The sequence below is a fragment of the Pseudomonas sp. B21-009 genome (genome assembly GCF_024749345.1).
GTDB lineage: Bacteria > Pseudomonadota > Gammaproteobacteria > Pseudomonadales > Pseudomonadaceae > Aquipseudomonas.
Genome location: NZ_CP087199.1, coordinates 3406622 through 3430189 on the forward strand (window position 1 = coordinate 3406622; position 23568 = coordinate 3430189).

16 protein-coding genes and 1 pseudogene are annotated in these 23568 nt (G+C 63.8%); 9 read left to right on the forward strand and 8 right to left on the reverse strand.

Features of this window, described 5'->3' with window-relative positions; genetic code table 11:
• The first annotated feature begins 3 nt into the window (after nt 1-3).
• The 8 genes and pseudogenes from LOY34_RS15415 to LOY34_RS15450 all read left to right on the forward strand — a co-directional run.
• Nucleotides 4-1455: a sel1 repeat family protein gene (locus LOY34_RS15415; protein WP_195884394.1), complete on the forward strand. Its 1452-nt coding sequence runs from the start codon at nt 4-6 to the stop codon at nt 1453-1455.
• The gene (locus LOY34_RS15420) at nt 1452-2903 is read left to right on the forward strand and encodes an alginate export family protein (protein WP_045194018.1); all 1452 of its coding nucleotides are present in this window, start codon (nt 1452-1454) and stop codon (nt 2901-2903) included. Before LOY34_RS15415 ends, LOY34_RS15420 begins: the two co-directional genes overlap by 4 nt.
• A gap of 14 nt (nt 2904-2917) precedes the next feature.
• Complete coding sequence (locus tag LOY34_RS15425) at nt 2918-4345, forward strand: MBOAT family protein (RefSeq protein ID WP_045194019.1); 1428 nt, start codon at nt 2918-2920, stop codon at nt 4343-4345.
• Nucleotides 4346-4354: 9 nt separating this feature from the next.
• Nucleotides 4355-5449: an alginate O-acetyltransferase gene (locus tag LOY34_RS15430; RefSeq protein ID WP_195884395.1), complete on the forward strand. Its 1095-nt coding sequence runs from the start codon at nt 4355-4357 to the stop codon at nt 5447-5449.
• Between the two features lie 10 nt (nt 5450-5459).
• Nucleotides 5460-6104, forward strand: a complete 645-nt coding sequence (locus LOY34_RS15435; RefSeq protein ID WP_195884396.1) for an alginate O-acetyltransferase AlgF — start codon at nt 5460-5462, stop codon at nt 6102-6104.
• Nucleotides 6105-6106: 2 nt separating this feature from the next.
• On the forward strand, nt 6107-7510 hold the full coding sequence (locus LOY34_RS15440; protein ID WP_195884397.1) for an alginate O-acetyltransferase AlgX-related protein: 1404 nt from the start codon (nt 6107-6109) through the stop codon (nt 7508-7510).
• Entirely contained in the window at nt 7501-8616 is a 1116-nt protein-coding gene (locus LOY34_RS15445; RefSeq protein ID WP_195884398.1) for a polysaccharide lyase, read from the forward strand. Before LOY34_RS15440 ends, LOY34_RS15445 begins: the two co-directional genes overlap by 10 nt.
• A 350-nt stretch (nt 8617-8966) precedes the next feature.
• Nucleotides 8967-9842 (forward strand): annotated as a pseudogene (locus LOY34_RS15450) (right-handed parallel beta-helix repeat-containing protein); the annotation flags it as partial.
• 237 nt (nt 9843-10079) lie between these two features.
• Here LOY34_RS15450 and LOY34_RS15455 read toward each other — a convergent pair.
• Nucleotides 10080-10511, reverse strand: coding sequence for a GNAT family N-acetyltransferase (locus LOY34_RS15455; RefSeq protein WP_195884399.1), 432 nt, complete (start codon nt 10509-10511; stop codon nt 10080-10082).
• A gap of 18 nt (nt 10512-10529) precedes the next feature.
• Nucleotides 10530-10928 carry a DUF488 domain-containing protein gene (locus LOY34_RS15460; protein WP_195884400.1) on the reverse strand — a complete coding sequence of 133 codons (399 nt, stop codon included), beginning with the start codon at nt 10926-10928 and terminating at the stop codon, nt 10530-10532.
• Between the two features lie 128 nt (nt 10929-11056).
• Here LOY34_RS15460 and LOY34_RS15465 point away from each other — a divergent pair, with 128 nt between their 5' ends.
• Complete coding sequence (locus tag LOY34_RS15465; RefSeq protein WP_258663486.1) at nt 11057-12673, forward strand: inorganic phosphate transporter; 1617 nt, start codon at nt 11057-11059, stop codon at nt 12671-12673.
• Nucleotides 12674-12735: 62 nt separating this feature from the next.
• Here the strand turns inward: LOY34_RS15465 and LOY34_RS15470 are convergent, their stop codons facing one another.
• The 6 genes from LOY34_RS15470 to LOY34_RS15495 all read right to left on the reverse strand — a co-directional run bounded on the left by LOY34_RS15470 (nt 12736) and on the right by LOY34_RS15495 (nt 23432).
• Nucleotides 12736-13431 carry a glutathione S-transferase N-terminal domain-containing protein gene (locus tag LOY34_RS15470; RefSeq protein WP_195884401.1) on the reverse strand — a complete coding sequence of 232 codons (696 nt, stop codon included), beginning with the start codon at nt 13429-13431 and terminating at the stop codon, nt 12736-12738.
• Between the two features lie 46 nt (nt 13432-13477).
• Nucleotides 13478-13987 (reverse strand): GNAT family N-acetyltransferase, encoded by a 510-nt coding sequence (locus LOY34_RS15475; RefSeq protein ID WP_195884402.1) that lies wholly within the window; start codon nt 13985-13987, stop codon nt 13478-13480.
• 48 nt (nt 13988-14035) lie between these two features.
• Nucleotides 14036-15874: an amidohydrolase gene (locus LOY34_RS15480; protein WP_195886008.1), complete on the reverse strand. Its 1839-nt coding sequence runs from the start codon at nt 15872-15874 to the stop codon at nt 14036-14038.
• Nucleotides 15875-16056: 182 nt separating this feature from the next.
• Nucleotides 16057-17475: a hypothetical protein gene (locus tag LOY34_RS15485; RefSeq protein ID WP_195884403.1), complete on the reverse strand. Its 1419-nt coding sequence runs from the start codon at nt 17473-17475 to the stop codon at nt 16057-16059.
• Nucleotides 17472-21281, reverse strand: coding sequence for an AAA family ATPase (locus LOY34_RS15490; RefSeq protein ID WP_195884404.1), 3810 nt, complete (start codon nt 21279-21281; stop codon nt 17472-17474). Before LOY34_RS15490 ends, LOY34_RS15485 begins: the two co-directional genes overlap by 4 nt.
• Nucleotides 21282-21293: 12 nt before the next feature.
• A complete protein-coding gene (locus tag LOY34_RS15495; RefSeq protein WP_213604091.1) occupies nt 21294-23432 on the reverse strand; it encodes a CHAT domain-containing protein in 2139 nt (712 codons plus the stop codon).
• Nucleotides 23433-23568: the final 136 nt, after the last annotated feature.

The window sequence follows — 23568 nt, forward strand, 5'->3', positions numbered from 1 at the left end:
GCAATGAATGCGAAGACGCCCTCCCGCCTGCTGCTGGCAGGCTTTGGCCTGGCCTGTGCCGGTAATGCCCTGGCCGGGCAAAGCCTGGAGCAGATCCGCTACGCGCTGTACAAGGATCCGAGCGCCAATGTCAGTGCCGACCTGCGCATCCTGGCCGAGCGCGGTGACCTGGCGTCCAAGCTGCTGCTCGGTGATGTGCTGGCCAACAGCGATGGCGCCAGCCGCGCAGACGTCATCGCCCTGTACAAGGAGGCGTTTGCCGACGGCCGCGGCCAAGTGCCGGCGCTGGCCTCGCTGGCGCGTCTGCTGGACCGCACCCCGAGCCTGCAAAAGGGCCAGCAGCAGTGGATGGCCCAGGCCCTGACGCGTTACCCGGCGACCCTCGACCCGCGCAATGCCAGCACCACCCTGGAGGTATTCCTGGTCTACCCGCAGCTGGTCTCCAGCGAACAGGCGGCGCAGTTGCTGGCGCTGTACCAACAGTCGTGCCTGCTCAACTGCCGTCCCGAGCTGTACCAGGCGGTGCTGGCCGAGCGCCAGGGCGACCGCGCCGGCGCCGAGCGCTGGTACCAGCAGGCAGTGCGCGTCGATGTGCGGGCGATCGACCGCTACTACCGCTTTCTCGGCGATGACCAGGACCGCACCTTCCCGGCCTTTGCCCGCAGCCTCGAAGCGCTGCGCCCGACCCTGGCGGTTGAAATCGTGCACCGCATCGGCTCGCTGCTCGACAGCATCAACAGCGTGCAGCGCGCCGAGCAGGAAGCCGACCGCTACCAGCGCCAGGCCAGTGCCATGGGCCCGGCGCGGGTGCAGCCGGACGCCGCGCAACTGGCCCTGGAGAAACAGCGCAGCGATGCCCTGGACCTCGCCCGCGGCGAAGCCCATCGCTGGCGTGACAACGCCGTCGAGCGCGGCTTCGTGCCGGCGATGGTGTCCAAGGCCAACTTTATGATTTCCAACCCCACCGAGCACAACGCCGAAGAGACCCAGGCGCTGATCGACCAGGTGCGGACCCGCGAAGCGACCCGGGCCAAGGCGCTGCAGGCCTCGTTCTACATGGTCAACAACTGGCTGACCCTGGACCCGGACAAGGCCCGCGCGCTGATCGACGAGCTGGTTGCCAGCCGCTACCCCGACGCCGAGCTGCTGCTGGCCGAGTACTACAGCAAGGGCGTGGCCGACCAGCCCGACCAGGACAAGGCCCTGCAGATCTTCCAGGCCCAGGCCCGGGCCGGCTCCACCGCCGCCTGGTACCGCATGGCCACCCTGCACGCTTACGGCCGTGCCATCTGCCATGACCCGGTCAAGGCCTACACCTATGCCCAGGTGGCCCTGGCGCTGGGCGAGAACGGTGCCCGCAGCCTGGTCACGCGCCTGGAAAAGACCCTGAAAAAGGATGACATCGCGCGCGCCCTGGCGGCACGCAACGATCTGTTGAAGGAGGCAACCCTGTGAAAGCCCACCACACCCTGTTCGGCGCCCTGCTGGCCCTGGCACCGCTGTACCCGGCGCACGCCCTGGAAGAAGTCACCGGCCCCGAGGCCGACAGCAGCGAGCCGGTGCGGGTCGCCGATGGCAGCGAGCCGGTGATCACCTCGGAGTTTTTCAACAAGCTCACCGTACAAACCGGCTACGGCCCGGAAAACTCCGAAGTCGGCCGCAGCCGCGAGATGTTCTACAGCTTGCGCTACGAGCCGTCGTTCGCCTGGTACTCGCCGGAAAAACGCTGGGCCAAGTGGATGGTCTATGGCCGCCTGTGGCTTAACTACGACTCCAGCGAGTCGGCCAGCGTGCAGAACGAAAACGCCAACAACCTCGACCGCGAACAGCCCGAAGGCTGGTACGCCGAACTGCGCGAGCTGTATGTGAAACGCAACCTGCTCGGCGACGACCCGCGTTTTTCGCTGTCGGCCGGGCGCCAGCGCTATTTCGACGATTACGGCATCTGGTGGGACGACAGCATCGAGTCGCTGCGTTTCAACTACAACGACACCTTCTCCCGTGGCTTTGTCGCCGTGGCGCAGAAGTTCTACAACTACAACAGCGACGTCAATCGCCTGGCCGACAGCGAGGAGCGCACCACCTACCTGATGGGCGAGTACGCCTACCGCTGGAGCGAGCACAACTGGGCCGGCGTGCGCCTGATGCACGAGAACGACCACAGCGGCCACGACGCCGAGGACCGCTACGACTTCAAGGGCATGCGCTACGGGCTGTTCTTCAAGGCTGACGATCTTGACCTGACGCCGCTGTTCAGCGACTACCACCTGGAACTCGCGGGCCTGGACGGCAAGGTCGACAACACCGATGTCAACGGCCTCACCAGCAGCGGCCACAACGCCAGCGGCTGGGCGGCCCTGGGCGAAATCGGCAAGCGCTTCCACGACCTGCCATGGACACCACGGGTGGCCCTGCGCGGCGGCCTGACCGACAAGCCGAGCAACGACAACGACGGCTTTCGCCTGAATGCCATCCAGTCCGACCGCATCACCCGCCAGGGCAGCTACAGCACGCGCCTGGCCAGCTCTTTCGTCAGCCTCGACCTGCGCAATCTGAGCTACTACGGCATCGCCCTGGAAACCAACCCGACACCGCGCAGCGCCCTGGATTTTCGCCTCACCGAACTGAAGCTGCGCGATGCCAACGGCACCCTGCCGATTCGCCTTGAAGGCGACCAGCGCAGCGAGCGCAACCGCGCCATTGCCCAGGGCAACCACGGCGGCGGCAAGGACGTCGGGCAGATGCTCGACCTCAACTACTACTGGAAGATGTTTCCGGTGGCCATCGACGGCAAGCACCTGGACGTCAACGCCCTGGTCAGCGCCAGCTACCTCAACGCCGGCAACGCCCTGGACAGTGGTGATGACTACCAGCTGACCTTCGGCGTCGTGGTCAGCTACTAAGGACGGAACCCGAGATGATCTTCGCCTCCAACGTCTTCCTGTTCCTCTACCTGCCGTTGTTCCTGGCCGTGTACTTCCTCGCCCGGGCGCCGTGGCGTTCGACGGTGATCGTCGCCGCCAGCTACATCTTCTATGCCTGGTGGCGGCCGGACTTTTTGCTGCTGTTCGTCGCCATCACCTACTGGAACTACTGGTTCGGCCTGCGCATCAAGGCGCGCCTGGATGCCGGCGACAAGCGCTGGGCGTTCCGCCTGCTATGGATCGGCATCATCGGCAACCTGTCGACCCTGGGCTACTTCAAGTACGCCAATTTCGGCGCCGAGGTGCTGGCCGCCCTGCTCGCGCCGCTGGGCATCAACACCTTCACCCTGGAGACGATTTTCCTGCCGCTGGGTATCTCCTTCTATGTGTTCCATGCCCTGAGCTACATCGTCGACATCTACCGCAAGGACGCCACGCCGACCAACAACTTCATCGACTTCGCCGCCTTCGTCGCGCTGTTCCCGCACCTGGTGGCCGGCCCGATCCTGCGCTACAGCCAGCTGGCACCGCAGCTGCGCCAGCGCACCCATTCGCTGGAGCTGTTCTCGCTGGGCGTGTGCCGGTTCATGCTCGGCTTCATCATGAAGGTGCTGATCGCCGACCAGCTGGCGCCGATCAACGTGCTGTTCATCAGCGAAGGCACCCTGCAATTGAGCGATGCCTGGTTCGGCCTGGTGGTCTCGACCCTGCAGCTGTACTTCGACTTCGCCGGCTACAGCCACATGGCCCTGGGCCTGGCCTTGATGATGGGTTTCCGTTTTCCGGAAAACTTCAACCAGCCGTATGTGTCGCAGAGCATCACCGAGTTCTGGGCGCGCTGGCACATGACCCTGGCGCACTTTCTGCGCGACTACGTGTACATGCCGCTGGTGCGCAAGCGCATCGCCGGGGCGCTGCCGGCGCTGGTCTACACCATGCTGCTGTCAGGGCTGTGGCACGGCGCCAGCTTCGCCTTCATCTGCTGGGGGCTGTTCTTTGGCTTGGGCATGGTCATCGAGCGCAAATTCAACCTGGCGACCAAGATCACCACGCCCTATCACCTGGGCCGCAACCTGCGCACCTTCGTGCTGATCATCCTGAGCATGCCGCTGTTCTTCACCAACGACCTGCGCCACAGCATCGACATCTACCAGGCGCTGTTCGGCCTCAACGGCCTCGGTTCGCTGGACCTGTACGTGCTTGGCGCCTCGAAGATGGCCATGTCGTTCGCCGCCATTGCCCTGTGCTGGCTGGTGCTGGCCGGCAGCAACAACGTGCGCTTCTACGCCGGCAACAAGGAGCAGTACTTCATGCGCCATGTCGGCGGCCTCAAGGCCCTGCTGCTGTGGGCCGGCTTTGCCCTGGCGCTGAGCAGCCTGGCGGCGCATTCGTTCTCGCCCTTTCTGTACTTTCAGTTCTAGGAGACCGCCATGTACCCGGTAATGAATTCGGCCAGCAAGGTCAACGGCATTGCCTTCGGCGTCCTGCTGGCGGGCATGTTCGTCTACTCGCTGCCCCCGGTGTTCAGTTTTGCCCGCAACCAGACCGACGCCTGGAACCTGTTCGTCGACGGCAAGCTGCTGCGCAAATTCGAGCAGGTCTACGACAAGCGCTTCTTCCTCCGTGAGCCGTCGGTCGAGCTGTGGGCCAACGCCCAGTACCGGCTGTTCGACGAAGGCACCAAGGGCGTGGTGCTGGGCAAGGACGGCTGGCTCTACACCAACCAGGAATACCGCGTGCCGAACAACCTTGAGGCCAACCTCGACGGCCAGCTCAAGCAGATCGCCGAGGTCGAGCAGCAGCTCAAGGCCCACAACAAGCGCCTGATCGTGCTGCCGCTGCCGATGAAAGTCGACGTGTATTCCGCGCACACCGAGCGCGCCGTCGACCCACGGGCGATCAGCCTCTACGACCGTTTCGTCGAGCGCCTGCAGGCGCAGGAGATTGCCGTCACGCCGTTGCGCTCGGCATTTCTGGCCAACCTTGCCGGCCCCGAGCTGTTCCTCAAGTCCGACACCCACTGGAGCCCGCAAGGCGCGCGCCTGAGTGCCTACGAGCTGGCCCGCCAGCACCCGGAACTGCTCGGTGACCAGCGTTACCTGTCGCACAAAGTCGCCGACAAGACGGTCAAGGGCGACCTGATGAACTACATCCAGTTCAACCACGCGCAACTGGCGCCGCAGTTCGGCCCCAACCAGATCGCCCTGTACGAAACCCTCAAGGCCGAACAGAGCGCCAGCGACCTGTTCGCCAGCGAAACCCAGAGCCTGATGCTGGTGGGTACCAGCTACAGCAAGATCGATGACTGGAACTTCGTCGGCTTTCTCAAGGAGGCACTCAACCGCGACCTGCTGAGCGTGTCGGTGGAAGCCCGCGGGCCGTTCGAGGCCATGAGCCAGTTCCTTGCCAGCGACCAACTGAGCAACCCCGAGATCGACACCGTGGTCTGGGAATTCCCCCTGCGCACCCTGCTCGCCCACCGCCTCGGCTCGCTGAGCCGCCCCGGCCAGACCCAACATTTCTAAGGAGAGACTGATGAACACTGCACTGCAACGCCTGCTCGCCACTTCCGCCCTGCTGCTGGGCAGCGCCGCCGTTCATGCCGCCGAAGGCAACGCCGACCTCTATGACGCCGTAGCCCCGGCCGACTCGGCCTTCGTGCGCGTGCTCAACCTGTCCGGCAGCAACATCGATGTGACCATGAGCGGCAAGATCACCGCGCAACGGGTCGCCGCCGGCCAGCTCAGCGGCTACCGCTTCACCCCGGCCGGCGCGCACAAGATCGCCGTCGGCGGCACCGCCATCGAGCCGCAGCTCAAGGCCAACGCCGCCAGCACCGTAGTCTTTGATGGCAGCAAGCTGACCCTGATCGCCGACAAGTACGTCAACGAGCCGAAGAAGGCCCAGGTCGCCTTCTACAACCTGACCCCGGCCCAGGCAGCGCTGAAAACCGTCGATGGCAAGCACGTGATCGTCGACCCGCTGGGCAAGGACCAGACCGGCAGCCGCATGGTCAACGAGATCAAGATCGGCTTTGCCGCCTACGTCGATGAGCAGAACGTTGCCCAGTTCGACGAACTGTTCCTGAAAAAGGGCCGCTCCTACAGCTATGTGCTGCTGCCCAAGGGCGCCGGCTACCAGAGCATGAGCCTGGCCAACAGCATCGACCCGAGCGAGTGATCATGAAGCGCATTCTTCCCCTTGGCCTGGCGGCGCTGCTGGGCCCTCTGCTGAGCGCCCCGAGCGTGGCCGCAGAGCCCGCCAAGGCCGGTTGCACGAGCCTTGAGTGCATGGTCTGCCCGGGCCTGAGCAACCCGCAGAATTACGCCGAAGGGCGCATGAAGCTGATGCGCGAAATCGTCCCGGCCAAGGACCGCTGGCTGTTCCGCTCGGCGGTCGACCTGACCAACGACTTCGGCATCCCGGCGCCCATGCGCCCGGAGTTTGCGCGCTTGATGGCCGCTTTTCGCCAACAGGGCATCCATGTGGCCATGGCGGTGCAACCGACCCGTGGCCTGATGCACCGCGACAAGCTTTACGCCGACAAGCTGCATGGTTTCGACTTTGCCCGCGCCAGCGGTAACCTGGAAAATTACCTGCAGCAATTGCGCGCCGGTGGCGCGGTGGTGCCGCCGTTGATGCAACTGGTGCACACCCCGCCCAAGGGCGAGTTCTTCTTTCGCCGTGACCACCACTGGACCCCGGCCGGTGCCCAAGCTACGGCGCGGCTGGTTGCCGAAGAAATCCGTCGCCAGCCGTTCTACACCGACCTGAGCAAAAAAAGCTACCGCACCGAACCCGGGGTCATGGTGCCCAAGGACGGCACCCTGAACCTGGCGCTGAGCTATATCTGCGGCAACAACTACGGTTTCCAGTACGTGCGCGGCTACCAGACCATCCCCGAGGCCGCTGGTGCCGATGCGCTGTTCGACGACGCGCCGGACCCAGAGGTGATCCTGGTTGGCGACAGTAACGCCGCCGCCCGTGAAGACGAGAGCAAGCAGTTCAACTTCGACGGCTACCTCAAGCAGTACCTTGAGGTCGACATCCTCAACTACGCCCTGCCCGGCGTCGGCCAGGACGGCTCGCTGCTCGAATACCTGCTGTCAGAGAACTACAAGCCCAAGGCACCGCCGAAGCTGATCATCTGGGAACTGCCGGCCAACTACCAGCTGGAATCCGAGCAGATGTACCGCCAGCTGATCCCGGCGATCAAAGGCGGTTGCCCGGTGTCGACCGAAGTCCTGGCCAACCGGGTAGAGCGCCCGCCGCTGCGGGTCAACGAGCGCATCGAACTGCTCAGCAACGCAGGCGAAAACCGCAAGCACCTCGGCAACGGCCAGGGCTTTCTCGATATCCGCATCAGCGACAAGAACGTCAAGGATTTCTACGTGATCGTCTATTACGACAACGGCGCCCGCGACAAGGTCTGGTTTCGCCGCGAGGCGGTGGTTAGCGGCGGCCAGTACTACCTTGAGCTGAGCCGGGCCAAGGAATTTGCCGGGGCCAACCTGCTGTCGGTGTTCATGGAGCCGACCCAGCCCGGCACCGCCGCCACCCAAGTGGAAACCCGCGTATGCCTGTAAAGACCTGGACCGCGCTGGGCCTGGGCCTGTGCGCCAGCCTGCAGTTGGCCGACAGCCTGGCGGCCAGCTCGATCTGGCCACCGCGGGCCACCGCGCAATCGGCGATGATCGCCGACTACCGCACCTTGAGCTGCAGCAAACAAGCACCGCCGCCCTACACCGGCAGCCTGCAGCTACAAAGCAAGTACGACCAGCGCGACGCCAGCAAGTCGACCCTGCGCAGCAGCCCGGACGCCAACAGCGAACAGATCGGCAAGCAGGTCAAACAGTTCATCGGCGGCCTGATCTACGCCAGCAAGCGCTTCCAGCGGGCGAAGAATCCGCAGGAAGCGAACATGGCCCTGGCTTGCCAGGACCAGTGGCTGGAACGCTGGGCCGAGGCCGGTGCGCTGCTCAACCCCGACGCCAGCAGCACCGGCATGGCCGCGCGCAAATGGGCGGTGGCGGCCATGGCCTCGACCGTGCTGATGACCCAGGCCGCCAGCGACGCCAAGCTGCAACTGTCGCCGACGCAGAAGGCCTGGTTCAACCAGTTGGGCGAGCGCATCATCGCCGAGTACCAGCCGCGCCGCACCCCGGGCTTTACCTGGTTCAACAACCACGACTACTGGGCGGCCTGGGCGGTGGCGGCGACCGGCATGCTGGTGCAGCGCGACGACTTCATCCAGTGGGCCGACGGCAACCTGCGCCGCGGCCTGCAGCAGGCGGTGAAGTCCGCTGACGGCAGCTACGCCTACCTGCCGCTGGAAGTGGCGCGCAGCAAACTGGCCGCCACCTACAGCCAGTATGCCCTGGTGCCGCTGGTGTTGCTGGCCGAGTCGGCGCGGGCCAACGACCTGCCGTGGAGCAGCGACGATCAGCAGACCCTGGAGCTGCTGGCCAACTTCGCCGCCCGCAGCATCCTCGATCCCGACGGCCTGCCCGAGCTCAAGGGCAAATCGCAGAGCGACGTCGCCCCGTACAAACTGGCCTGGCTGATCCCCTTCCTGCAGCGCGCCCCGGGTAACCGCCTGGCCCGCCAGCTGTATGACAGCGAGGATGGCGAGGTCGACAACTACAGCCAGATCGGCGGCCCGCTCAAGCCGTTCTATCCCACACTGCCGTAACCCAAGGACGAACCGTCATGGCCATGCTTGCCCGCCCGCTTACCCTTTCCTGCCTGGCGCTGTTGTTCAGCGCCGTGGCCCAGGCTGCCAGCCAGAGCTTGCCGCTGCAGCAAACACTGAGCGCGGTAGACAGCGCCGAACACCAGCGCGACCTGCAGCAGTTGCGGCAACAGGTCAGCCAGGCCGTGCAACTGCAGGTCAGCGAACGCCCGCGCCCGGCCGGCCGCGCCAGTATCAGCCTGCAACCGATGTTCTCCTCCCAGGTCGGCAGCTGGCCGTTCGAGCCGTTCGTCAATAACGGCCTGTTCCGCGCCATCGCCGGCTACCAGGCGCATCACCCGCAAGCGGTAATGGTGCGCGGCGGCAGCATCAGCCTGGCGCAACTGCACGATGCCCTCAACGACCCCAAGATCATCAAGCGCTACAAGGACGGCTACCTGCTCAGCTACCCGCTGGTGATCGCCAGCGACGGCGGCCTGTTGCTCGAAGGCACCAGCCTGTACCTGTACAGCTACTCCGGCACGGCGCTGATCAACCAGGGCTGGCTGGGCCTGAACCAGTCGCGCCTGGAGAGCGTCGCCGGCGACAAGCCCGGCAGCACCGAGCGCGCCTGGCGGCCGTTCGTGGTGGCCTGGGCCGGTAGCCACACCCAGGTGATCGGCTCGACCCTCAACCGCCTGGGCTACAACGCCAACCTCTCGCGCGGCCTGAGCACCGCCCTGAGCAGCCAGCAGGCAGCCTCTACCCGCCCGGCCACGCTGATCATCCGCGACAGCCAGTTCAATGAACTGTCCAGCGCGGTAGAGCTGCAACACAGCCAGGCGCAGATCGACAACAGCCAGTTCGGCCAGTCCCAGCAGTACGCCATCGACGTGCGCGACAGCCAGGTCGTGGTACGCAATAACCAGCTACGCGGCATCGACAACAACAGCGGCATCCGCCTGCGCGGCCAGACCCGCGCACGTATCGAGCACAACCTGATCCTTGGCGCGCACAAGGCGGCCATCGAAGTCAGCGAGCAACAGGGTGCCCTGCTACTGAGCGGCAACTTGATTGGCGATAGCCGGGGCAACGGCATCCAGCTGCGCAACCTGACGCCGAGCGCAGCCGCACCGCTGCTGATCAGCGACAACCTGATCGGCAACAGCCAGGGCAGCGCCGTGGATGCCAGCGAGGTCGGCGCCGTCAGCCTGATCGGCAACCGCATCGGCAACAGCCCGGAATACGCCGTCAGCCTGCGCAATGCCACGCCGCTGGCCGGCCCCCTGACCTTGAGCGGCAACACCCTGGGCAAGGTCGGCAAGGCGGTGGTGCGGGTCGAGGGTGTGCAGCGGGTGGTGCTGGGGCCGAATACCTTCGAGGGCAAGCCGATTTTGCAGAACCTGCTGATTGGCGACCTGTTGCCGGTGCAGGGCCTGCTGCTTGAGGCGACCCAACGCCAGGGCTGCGTAGTACGGGTCGAGCTAAGTGATCGCCCGCTGCATGCGCAAAAAGCACTCGTCTTCGCCGACGCAGACAAAGCCCTCGCGCAGGTACAGCAAGCGTGCCGGGTTGCTCCTGAACACCATCAGGCGCAGCAGCGGCAAGTGCCGTTGGCCGGTCCAGTCGGCCAGTTGCGTTAATACCCAACTGCCGATGCCGCGGCCGCGAAAACCTTCGAGCAGGTGCAGTTCACGGATGAACAGGGCCTGGCGGTCCTGGCTGAGGCTGAAGTAACCCAGCGGCTGTTCGGCGTCGCTGATCAGCCATTGCTCGCGCCACCCCCAGGCCTGGTCGAAGGCTTCTTCCTGCCAGAGCAGGTCGAACTCGCAGTAATAGGGCAGCATGGCCCGCCGGGTGAGGTCGCGGGCGAAGGTGCGGTGCTGGTCGCTGGCGGGGGTCAGTTGCACAGTCATAGTGGTTCTCTTCGCGGGTCAAGGTTTGAACTCGTCGGCATAACACACCGGCGAACTCCCCGGCCCTTGGCGCTCCAGCTCATCCTCAAGCCATTGCGCGAGCACCGTGGCATTGTTGTGCCCGGTGTCCCTGCCGGCATACAGCAAGGTCAGATCGCCCTGCCCGGCCATGCCCAGCAGTTTCCACCAGTGCGCCGGCTGCGCCGTCAGTTCCTGGCGATAACGCTGGGCAAAGCCGGCAAAGTCCACTTCACCCTGATGAAACGCCTGGCGCAACGCCGTTGACGGCGCCACCTGCGGCAGCCACAGGGCCTGCAGCTGGTCCTTGCGCGTGTTGCGCGGCCACAGGCGGTCGACCAGCACCCGCTGGCCATCGGCAGCGTCCTGCGGGTCATAAACGCGTTTGCAGCGGATCATCGTTACCCTCCATCGGCAGGTCCCTTGATCCTAGGACTTTCCTTGACCGAGGTCACGGTGCTGTCACCGATTGTTTTTATCATGGCCGGGCAAGGCTAGACCCTTTCTGGTAACCCGGACCCGTCATCATGACCACCCCGACCCTGGCTGGCAGCCCATCGCTGGCCAACCACGATCCACGCCCACGTCTGGATCACAAACCCGGCCGTACCACCCTGACCCTGTTTTTCGGCCTGCTGGTGGCCGGCCTTGTATATACCGCCTGGAGCGTGTTGCGCGACATCGACGCCACCGGCACCGTCGTCACCACCTGGACCCCCTTCCTGCTGCTCGGCCTGGCGTTGCTGATTGCCCTGGGCTTCGAGTTCGTCAACGGTTTTCACGACACCGCCAACGCCGTCGCCACGGTGATCTACACCCATTCGTTGCCGCCGTCGGTGGCCGTGGTGTGGTCCGGCTGTTTCAACTTTCTTGGCGTGCTGCTGTCCAGCGGCGCGGTGGCCTTCGGCATCATCGCCTTGCTGCCGGTGGAGCTGATTTTGCAGGTTGGCTCCTCGGCCGGCTTCTCGATGGTGTTCGCCCTGCTGCTGTCGGCGATCATCTGGAACCTGGGCACCTGGTGGCTGGGCCTGCCGGCTTCGTCCTCGCATACCTTGATCGGCTCGATCATCGGCGTTGGTATCGCCAACGCACTGATGCACGGGCGCGACGGCACCAGCGGCGTGGACTGGGCCCAGGCCAGCAAGGTCGGCTATTCGCTGCTGCTCTCGCCGCTGGTGGGCTTTACCTGCGCGGCGCTATTGCTGCTGGCCCTGCGCATGCTGGTCAAGCGCCGCGAGCTGTACCAGGCGCCGGTCGGCAACACGCCGCCGCCCTGGTGGATTCGCGGGCTGTTGATCCTCACCTGCACCGGGGTGTCGTTCGCCCATGGCTCCAACGACGGGCAAAAAGGCATGGGCCTGATCATGCTGATCCTGGTCGGCACCCTGCCCATGGCCTATGCCCTGAACCGGACCATGCCGGCCGACCAGTCGCTGCAGTTCGCCGCCGTCGCCGAGGTCACCCAGCAGGCTTTGCAGCGCAGTGCCCCGCAAGCAGCGCCGGCGGACTCACGACAGACCCTCAGCGCCTTCATCCGCCAGCCACAGGCCAGCGACGAACTGCTGCCGGCCCTGGCGGCGCTGGCCGGGATGATCGGCAGCGAAGTCAAAGGCTACGGTTCGCTCAACCGGGTGCCCGCTGAGGCCATGGCCAACGTGCGCAACGACATGTACCTGACCTCCGAGGCCATCCGCCTGATCGACAAGCACCAGCTGGCGCGGTTCGATGCCGATACCCGGGCCAAGGTGCAGCTGTTCAAGCAACAGATCGACAGCGCCACCCGCTACATTCCGTTGTGGGTGAAGATCGCCGTGGCCATCGCCCTGGGGCTGGGGACCATGGTCGGCTGGCGGCGCATCGTGGTGACCGTCGGCGAGAAGATCGGCAAGACCCACCTGACCTACGCCCAGGGCGCCTCGGCGGAGCTGGTGGCGATGTGCACCATTGGCGCGGCGGACATGTACGGGCTGCCGGTATCGACCACCCACGTGCTGTCGTCCGGGGTGGCCGGGAGCATGGTTGCCAATGGCTCGGGCTTGCAGATGCGCACCCTGTTCAACCTGCTGATGGCCTGGGTGCTGACCTTGCCGGCGGCGATTGTGCTGGCCGGGGGGTTGTACTGGGTGTTTCGGCAGGTGTTTTAGTCATCGCGGGGCAAGCCCGCTCCCACAGGTATGTGCGAGCGGGCTTGCCCCGCGATTGAGCGCTAAGCAGGGATCTTCAGCCCCCGCTCCACCGCCGGCCGCGCGACAAACGCCGCGAGCACGCGCTTGACGTTGGCAAAGTCGTCAAAGCCGACCAGCTCGCCCGCCTCATAAAAACCGATCAGGTTGCGCACCCAGGGCACAATGGCGATGTCGGCAATACTGTACTCGTCCATCACCCAGTCGCGCCCTTCAAGACGCTTGTCGAGCACCCCGAGCAAACGCCGCGACTCGGCCACATAGCGGTCACGCGGGCGCTTGTCTTCATAGTCCTTGCCGGCGAACTTGTTGAAGAACCCTAGCTGGCCGAACATCGGCCCGATGCCGCCCATCTGGAACATCAGCCACTGCAGGGTCTGGTAGCGCTTGGCCGGGTCGGCCGGCAGCAGCTTGCCGGTTTTTTCCGCCAGGTAGATAAGGATCGCCCCGGACTCGAACAGCGCAAGCGGCTGGCCGCCCGGGCCGTTGGGGTCGAGGATCGCCGGGATCTTGTTGTTGGCGCTCAGGGAGATGAATTCGGGGGTGAGCTGGTCATTGCTCTCGAAGCTGACCTTGTGCACCTCGTAGGCCAGGCCGATCTCCTCGAGCATGATCGACACCTTGACGCCGTTGGGTGTGGGCAGCGAATACAGCTGCAGCAGCTCGGGCTGTTTGGGCGGCCATTTGCGGGTGATCGGGAATGCGCTGAGATCAGTCATGAACACAACCTTGAGCAATAAGAGGTGAACGACACTTTAACCAGTTTTATCCACGCCGCGCGACCATCACCCAGTCGCGATGGCGCTCCGTCCCGCATTCGAACACGGCCTCGCCGACCTTGTTAAAGCCATTGCGCTGGTAGAAGCGGATCGCCCGGGCGTTTTGTTCGTTGACGGTCAGGCGAATGGCGCCGCTCACCTGCGCCAGGGTGTCGTCGAGCAGCCGCTGGGCGCCGCCGTGGCCATGGTGCTCGGGTAGCACGTAGCAGCGGCTGAGCTCCGGCAAGCCGTCCGCTTCAGCAATTCCCAATACCTCGGGTGTGCTGTCTACCAGGCTGTAGCCCACCACCGCGCCCAGGTGCTCGAGCACGCGCAGGCGCTTGCGTCGGTTGAGCAGGTGCAGGACGAAGTGTTCGGGCTGCAACTGCGTGTCGATGTACGCCTGCAATGCCGGGGCGGCAGCGTCTGGCGGGCTGGCCAGGGCAAAGGTCTGGCCAGCGATGATGCTCAGCGCCTCGGCATCACTGGGCCGGGCAACGCGGGTAGTGAATGGCATGCAGCAACATCCTGTCGAACGGGCGATCCGGCATGGTAGCCCGAACCTTCAGAAGGCAAAACAGGAACAACCAAAAGCGCCCCAAAAGCCCTGGAAATCACTGACCGGCACCGACGATTGGCGCGCGTGCTGGTGCTGGTGGGCATGCACCGCACAGGCCCCGACGCATTGATGCACCTGGGCGCTCAGCGGCGCACCCTGGCGCCAATGCCCAGGCACCTTGGCCACCGGCGACCAGTCGGGCAACACCGGCAACGCCGGCGGGTCAAGCCGGGCGAACTCGGCTGCGCCGTATACCACCTTGCCGTCGACCAGGGTCAGCACCGATTCCAGGTGTTTGATCGCTTCGGCGTCGATGCTGAAGTAGTCGGCGCTCAAGGCTGTCAGGTCTGCCAACTGGCCAACCTTGATCTGGCCCTTCTTGCCCTGCTCGCTGGAAAACCAGGCGCTGCCATGGGTGAACAGCGACAACGCGGTGTCGCGGTCCAGGCCCTGCGGGTACAGCGCCAGGCCGCCGACGGTACGGCCGCTGACCAGCCAGTACAGCGAAGTCCAGGGGTTGTAGCTGGACACCCGGGTGGCGTCGGTACCGGCCCCCACCGGGATGCCCTCGGCGAGCATGCGCTGGATCGGCGGTGTGTGCTGGGCGGCCTTGGCACCGTAGCGCTCGACAAAGTACTCACCCTGGAAGGCCATGCGGTCCTGGATGGCGATGCCGCCGCCCAGCGCCCGCACCCGCTCGATGTTCTTCGGGCTGATGGTTTCGGCATGATCGAAGAACCACGGTAAACCGTTGAAGGGAATGTCGCGATTGACCTTCTCGAACACCTCGAGCATGCGCGAGATCGATTCGTCGTAGGTGGCGTGCAGGCGAAACGGCCAGCGCTGTTCGACCAGATGGCGTACCACCGGCTCCAGGTCGCCCTCCAGGCTGGCGGGCAGGTCCGGGCGTGGTTCGAGGAAGTCCTCGAAGTCGGCAGCGGAAAACACCAGCATCTCGCCGGCGCCGTTATGGCGCAAAAAGTCGTCGCCCTGGCCGTACTTGACGCTGCGGGTCCAGTGTTTGAAGTCGGCCAGCTCTTGCTTGGGCTTCTGGGTAAACAGGTTGTAGGCGATACGCACGGTCAACTGCCTGGCCTTGGCCAGTTGCTCGATCACCGCATAATCGTCGGGGTAGTTCTGATAGCCGCCACCGGCATCGATGGCGCTGGTCAGGCCCAGGCGGTTGAGTTCGCGCATGAACTGGCGTGTCGAGTTGACCTGGTACTCCAGTGGCAGCTTCGGTCCCTTGGCCAGGGTCGAGTAAAGGATCATCGCGTTGGGCCGGGCGATCAGCATGCCGGTAGGGTTGCCGTTGGCGTCGCGCTGAATCTCGCCACCCGGCGGGTTGGGCGTATTGCGGTCATAGCCGACCACGCGCAGGGCGGCGCGGTTGAGCAAGGCACGGTCGTACAGGTGCAAGACGAACACCGGGGTGTCGGGCGCGGCCTGGTTCAGCTCATCAAGGGTCGGCAAACGGCGCTCGGCGAACTGGAACTCGTTCCAGCCACCGACCACCCTGACCCACTGCGGCGCCGGCGTGCGCAGAGCCTGGTCCTTGAGCAGGCGCAAGGCGTCGGCCAGCGACGGCACGCCTTCCCAGCGCAGTTCCAGGTTGTAGTTCAGGCCGCCGCGGATCAAGTGCAGGTGCGAATCATTGAGCCCGGGGATCACTGTGCGTTGCCTGAGGTCGATGATCTGGGTCGCCGGCCCGCGCAGGGCCATGACCTGGGCGTCATCGCCGACCGCCACGAAGCGCCCGTCGCGGATGGCCACGGCGCTGGCTTGTGGCCGCTCGCGGTCCACCGTGTGCAGCCGGCCGTTGTGCAGGATCAGCTCGGCCGGCACGGCCGTTTCGGTCCCGCGCAGGAGGGCTCCGGCGGCCAGTGGCGCCGTCGAGTACATGGCCCCGGCGGCACCGAGCACGGAACTGGCGGCGATAAAGCGGCGGCGGCTGTTGCTGGGCTCGGTCATAAGGCCTCTCTCAGGCAGGATGTACTCACCAGACAGAAACCATAGACCACTGCCGGTCAGACCTCTACCTGCAGCCTGACTGCCGGATCGCCGAGGATCACATAGTTGCGTGCATCGTTGCTGGCAATCCACAGCGCGCCAAGCGCGAGGTCATCTCGCTTGGCGATCGGGTCTTTGAGCACATCCAGTTCACCATTCAACGCTACCGACACTTCGGCGTGACGCATGGCGAAATGATCCATTGCCAGCCCCACGCGCTTGCCCTTCATCAACGCCTGTACGGTACCTTTGAAGGTGGCCAGGTCATCGCCGCAACCGGGCCAGTCAAACGAGTAGGACCAAGCCCGCTCGACATGTCCGATCACCGCCAGCGCAGCGCCGGCCGGCAAGCTCAGCGCACGCATCGGCAAAGCGGCCAGAAATGGCCGCGATGCAAGCTGGCGCAAGGCCTCGTTGCTGTGCTTGAAGTTATCCTGCAGTGGCGTGCCGGCACCATAACAACAGAAATGCATCATCACGCTGCCGGCCAGGCACAGATGGTCGTCCAGATCATCGGCACTCAAGTAGTAGTCAGCGGGGATCGCCCCCCGGTGCTGCTGCGGCCCTGGCCAGTCCTGGCACAGCAACGCGCCCTGATGGCGCAGTTGTCGCGGATCGCCGCAAGGAAAGCCCATGCCATGGCTGGCGGTGAACAGCAGAGACGGCGGCTGCCCCGACAGTTGCCCAAGCAGCCTGGCCTTGGTGGCCTGGTCTGCCACGCACTGCTCGACCTGCCAATGTTCGAGCGAAAGCGTTGCGAGTTGTTGTGCCAGGGGTTCGACCAGCAGCGCGCAACTCAGCCGAGTGGCCGCATCCGCCTCGTTGCAGGGGCCGAAGAACAATGCCCGGCGTGTCGATGCGACCTCGGCGGCCTGCGCCGCGACAACCGACCGGGCGTAGTTGTGGTAGCCCTGCAGATGGTCAAAATGGATTCGGCCGACTGCATAGCTGACGGCCAGTTCATACTGGAAGCGAAAAGGAATGTCCTGCGGGTCAGCAACGATCATCAGGTAGTAGGGCACCTTCTGCGGAGCGACAACACCCGGTGACTTGCCGCGGGGCTGGCGAGCCAGCCATGCACGTGCGGTATCGCCTGGCCAGTAACCCGCTTCGCCGCTGAACTCGCGGTACAACGCCCCGGCCTCCTGGGCTCGCAACGCCAGCAGCGGAGCCAGGGCCTGGCGTACCTCGGCGCGCGCCGAGCGGGCAAAGATTACCGCCCAACCGGTTTGCGCCAATGCCTGGCCATCCATGTCCAATGGCAGACCGAAGCACGCCTGCCTTTTCAGGTCACGCGCCTTCAGGGATTCAAGGTCACTGGCAGGGTCGTTCAATTGCATCAGGCGCTGCCCCAGACACTCAGGCGTTAACGGTGCAGTCAGGTAATTGCCGTCGGCACCGTTGATACCGTTGAAGACAACCGTCTGGTTGTTCATTGCGCCTGCGCCTGGGTAGGCACCTCGACGACTGCCGTGGGCCTGCGCGCCAGACGTTGCGCCGCGGCGCGCATTACCTGCGGTTGCAGTTGCCATTGCCAGAGCGCGTTGCTCGATACCAGCAGTTCGTCCGCCACGGCGGCCATTGCGCTGATCGGCGTCCCCCGGGGGCTGCCCACTGGCGAGCACTGGTCTTCACTGACCGGCGTCGCGCACAGCACCATCTGCCCTTCGCGATCACCGCTGACCAGCAGGGTGGAGTCGAACTGGGCAAGGTAGGCAATACTCGACACCGCCCGGTTGTGCCACTGGCTGGAACCCAGGAACTGCAGGTCGGCCACCCGCCACTCGATAACCGATGCATCATCACCACCGGAAGCGAGGCGCTCGCCATTGCTGCTGAAGGCCAGAGCAGTGATCAATGCCTGGGCTCCCGCACTGACCTGATTAACCTGGCTCAGCGCGCCGCCGTCGGTAGACCATAGTTCGATGACGCCCCAATCCCCCGCAATGGCCAATTGCTTGCCAGACGGACTGAAGGCCAGCGCCTTGATCCGTTGCTGCTCGGCCAGCGCGTGCTGGCCCACCAGTGACCAGCCGCCATTGGTGTCTTGCGCCCAGAGTTTGAGTTGATTACCGAAGGCACTGGCGAGCAATTGCCCGCCGGGCTGAAATGCCACGGACTCATCGCGCTCACTTCGGCATTGCTGCTCCTGCCGGCCGGCCCTGCTTTCCAGCCTGCGTTGCGGTGTATCGCCCGTCACATCCCAGACTTGCAAGTAGCCATCGCAGGTCAGGTCTGCCAGGGTATGCCCGTCGCCCGACAATGCCAGGGTCGTCAGCCGCCGTTCAGGGCCCGGGAAGTCCAGGGACTGCGGTTGTGCGTTGGCCTCGCGCCGGTACCAACGCCTGACGCTCAGCGTATTGGCCGACAGGCCGACCACCACCTGCTGATCATGCGAAGCGCTCATTGCCCGCCAGGGGCCTTCACTGCCAGTCATGCGGCTGGTCAAAGGCGTCATGCGGTTGAGATCGAGCATGCGGATCTGGGTACCGCCACCCACTGCGACAATGCCTTCCTGTTGCGGGTGCAGGGCAATACTGTAGAGCTTCTCGCCCCAGCCATCGACGCGCACGACCTGGATGGCGGATGCCAACTGTTGGGTATCCAGCGGTTTGGCTGCTTGCTCAGGGAGCGTCCACTCAAGCAACAGTTTGTCGCCGCCAACGCTATAGAGCTTGTCCCCCTTGCGGGAAAAAGCCATGGCTGTGACGCGGCCGTGATGCATGAAACTGGGCACTACCACTCCACTGTCGCCCGGCTTTTGCGCCCACAGATCCCAGAACAGCAGGCTGCCGTCGGCGGTGCCTGCTGCCAGCCAGCGCCCGGAGGGGTCGACCGTTGCGGCAAAGACACCGACTTTCTTGCGAATGACGTCCAGGGTGTGCAGGGTAACGACAGGTGCCGTGGCCGTTGCGGGCAGTTTCCACAGTGCCAGATTGCCCTCGGTATCGGCAGAGACCAGGTAGCCGGCATACTTTCCGGCCGGTACGAAGGTAACCCTGGAAATGTTGGTGGTGTGGTAGCCACTCAAGGTTGCAACCACGGCCGGCTTGGCCAGGTCGGCCAGCGACCAGACCGACAACGACGGTTGCCTGCGGCGATTGCCCGGGGTTACCAGCCACTGGCCGCTGGCATCGAATTGCGCACTCATCAGCACGCCACGGTCGACACTCACATCCCGAGCATTAAACCGCGCCAGCTCCACCGGGGCCGCGCCACCTTCCTGCCAGAGGACCATTGCACCGATGCGGTTGGCGCTGACCAACAGCTTGCGCAGCGGGTTGTAGGCCAGCGACTGGATGCTCTGCCCTGCATCGTTGTCCAGGCTCTGGCCGGGCGCCTCGTCCCCGGCCAGCGGCCAGGCGAAGGTCTGCCCGTTCCAGTCGCCGGAGTACAACTGCCCGCCATCGGCGGAAAACTGCAAGCCCTTGACCACATGGCCCTGGCCGACCACCCGGGTCAGCGGCGGACTCGACCCCAACGCTTTGAGCAAGCTTCGAAAATACATCGCCTGCATCGACACACTCGTGCCGGGCTCCAGCAGCGACAAGCTGCTCAACGACCGGCCACTGTCAGTCTGCACGTTGGCTTCCATCATTCGTGCCTGCAGCAGCCGTTCCTGGGCCTGGTACTTGGCCTGCAAGGCTTCAGTACGTTGCTGGTCCGCAGCGATTTTTGCTTTCTCTGCCGCATCCTTGGCATCGTTTGCACTGATCCAGGCAATTGCCACGATTACCAGGCCGAAGACCAGGCTGCCAATCAACCCCGCGGCAATCCCCAGGCGCTTGCCCAATCGGCGATTGTCAGCGCGTATCTGTTCATTGCGCCGTGCCTGCTCCTGCAGCTCGGCCTGCAAGTCCCGGGACTCCTGGAGAAATTCGCATTCGAGCGGGTTGAGTTCGCCAGGATGCTCCTCCACGAATTCCTGGGCTTTTAGTAACTCTGCAGGATTGAGCAGCAGGTTTTCCGCGCGGTTTTCCTTGATCCACTGCATGGCGCGCTTCTGCACCAACTGCAGATGCGACTCCCGCCACTTCTGGTTGTTGTCCAGAATCGGCCTGACCAGGCGATCATGGGACAGCTCCAGCCAGGTGCGCTCACCCGAGGTGTCGGCACGCAACAGGTGGCCGTCGATCAATGAGTCCACCGCTTCATCCAGAGCAGGATCAACGCCGATTTCCCGCAGCACCCGAGTACGTGCCTGGCTGTCGGTCAACAGCTTGCTCTCGATCCAGTCGCGCAGAGTGCGTTCTCGAATCTTGCGACCGGCGCTGGCCCGATTCAATTCGACCTGGTAGTACTCCTCCAGCGCGGTGTCGACCTCGTTGCTTTGCCCATCGGCATTGATATCCGCCGCGGTGATTGCCCGCTGTTCGCCGATAACCACTTTGTCCCATAAGCGCAAGCTGACGACCTGCAGTTGCACCGGTTCGACATAGCGCCCTTGCTTGGTATTGCGCTCGCCCGGCTGGCCGGTGCCGCTTAGGTCGCTGACCAGGCGCTCGGCGGCAGCGGCTTCAAACCACCCCGCTGCCGGGCCAACGATCGCCTCCACTGCCTGCGTGCGGTCCAGTGGTTCGAGCCGATAACGGAAAGTCAGGGCCGTCGGAATCAGGTCCAGATACGGCTCAAGTTCGGCAACATAGTCCTCACGCATCGAGAACAGTGCCCAGACCTGCTGCACCCGGGGGGTGCCATCCTCGCCGGGCCCCAGGTCAATGCCTTCGCTCAGCAGTTTACCCAGTTGCTGGATGAATGCCTGCTTGCGCTCCCAGTCGTATCGATCCAGGGTAAACAGCTCTTCAAACTGGTCGAGGACCAGCACCGGAAACACCCCATTGGGCTGCGCCTGCTCTGCATCGCGCATGCGCAGTTTCAAGTAGCTTGCCAGTGTTTGCTGCGCCAGCACGCCCTCGCTCAAGCGCTCATCGCCGCGCCCGGCCTCCATCGAATGCAGGGTCGCGCTCAGGTACGGATTGAACGAATCGCTTTCGCCCGCACCAGGCGGGCTCAGGCTGTCCAGGCGGATAATCGGCAATGGCCACAGGCGCTCTCTGAGCTGCGGTAGCAAGGCGGCCTGGATCAGCGATGTCTTGCCGGCACCGGAGGGTGAAATCAGCAGTACGATGCGCTTGCTGATCAACAGGTCGAACAGCACCTGGGTTTCCTGCTCCCGACCGTACAAGGTTTTGCCTTCAGTGAACGGTAACGGACCAATATAGGGGTTGGCATGGTCTGTCATGGTGCCACCTCGTTACGCGTCAGGAGGGATTACACCTTGTTCGATACAACGTTCCGTCAGTGACTGGATAAACGCCTGGGCGCTGCCCCAGAACACGTGAAGCTTGCCTTGGTGGGCATCGATGAAATACTTGGCGAGGTAATCACTGGCGCGGTCCGGGTCGATGATCAGGCCCTCACGCGGGCTGACCTGCACCGCCACGCGGGTACCGTTAAGCGAGCTTCCCGGCTGCATCAGGATCCCTTTGAGCAGCACCCGGAAGTCCCAGTCATCGGGTTGAAATCCCAGTAACAGTGCACCTTGCGACGCCAATGCGCTGGACACCGCCCCCGGGATACTGGCCAGCTGGGAGCGCTCATTGCGGGTGACCGCCATGAGGAAATCAAAATAATCATCTTCGGTAATCACCAGGCTGTTGGTATATTCGAGGCTGCCATACACATAAAAGATCAACGGTTCGGCGACACTGGGTTTGTATTTCTTCGGCAGCGACGGGCCATTGAACTGCGGCGTATTGTTATTGGTCACCCAGGTACACAATGCAATCTGCGGTTGTTTACCTGCTTCAATCAAGGCATCCCTGAGAAAATTATCCCGGTTGGCATTGATGTAAATCGGCACTGGCAACCTGGCCAATAATCGATGCACATCTTCTTTATGCTGCTGGCGCTGATGACGGCCAACAAAAGCCATTAACTCATTGAGGGTTTGATCCGAGTCCTTGCCATTGCGCAACCGTTCACCCTGATCATCCTCCACTATTGCCAGCTGTTCCTTGTAGCGTTCACGGATGTGCGATATCAAATACGACTGAAGTTCCGCCACGACCACATTCGGACTTTGCCGGTACTTCAAGTACTGGGCGACATGCTCGATCCGATCGCGGTGTTGAGGGGCCAACGGAAACTCATACAGTTGCGCCCACTTCTTGGCAATGTTACCCATGCTGCCCAGTGTCGACTCCACCAGTCCGGGCCCCAGAATCGGTACGCACTTTTCCTTGGCCACATCGGTGACGATACTTTTCCATCTGTCGAACTGGGCGTCGGGCTGGGCAAACGCCGGCCACAACCGCCCGGAGCGCAAGCGCATGAACAGCACCGGCATCCACCAGTCGCTTTCACCGCGCACCTGGCTGCGCGCAGCGGCCACGGCGCGGTCGATCTGGCCGTGGCAGGCGAGTTCCTCGAACAGCGTGCTGATGAACATGGCGCTGGTGCGCTGGGTGATCGCACCTTGCATGGCTATCACCGCCGGCACCCCCGCTGCCGCCAGGCTGGGACCGATGGCGGTCAATGCGCCGGCGTGTTCGTCGCCGGCGCTGGCGCAGGAAGCGAGAATGATCAAGCGAGGCCGCTCATCCATGTCTCGAATACGTTCGACCAGCTCCTTGCCTTCGATGAAATGCGAAGTCTTGTCTTCTTTTTCGAGCAATAGCCGGGGTTTGCCATCGCTGGTAATCGCTCCGTGGCAAATGATGTAGAGGACGTCGGCGTATTTGTGCTTCAGGGCAGTGGCAATATTGAACACCGAGGCGGGTTTATCCAGGGTGCGTATCTGTATGCTGGTTGACGCACGCGCTTCGCCCAGCTTCACCGCGTTCGTGACCCGCGCCAGCTCGGCAGCACTGTCGATGGCCGCAAGGTTCCAGCGCGTGTTCAAGTCATCCGGGTTGGCCACCACCACCAAGGTGGAGATTTCCCCGCTGTCGGCACGCGGTTGCCAGCGAAAGTCCCGGGCACTGAGGAAGCGCGAAAACCATACATTCTCCTGCACCAGCAGCCGGCTGTTATCATCCGGATCCTGCAAGGTTTCCCAACGTAAAGCGTGAAGTTCCGGCGCACTGCTCTGAATATTCAAACGCACGCGCAATCCATGTTGCCTGGCGGCGGCAATACGTGCATGGACATACGCTTCCCGCAAGGGACTTCCGGCGCCGGAAAACAACAGGTGAGTCAATAATGTTCCGTAGCGCTCGGCATCAAGCACGGCATCACGAAGTTGCGCCATGTCAAACGTTATTCGCACCGGCGCAACCAGTTCATTCTCCGTATCACTACTTGGGTTCATGAACCGTGCATCCAGCAGATAACTGCTTTCATCATGCCAGGCCAAGCGTAACTCTAATTCACAGTATTCATTCTTCGGCATGATATTCAGCGTCCTGACAACACCTCGTTCCCTTGGTATAGCAGGCGCTATGCGCCACGCAAACTACCGCCCGGCGCAGGTGTTTCAAGCGCGCAACAGTACAGCCAGACTATCGCTAATTGGCCAAGCGGCGATA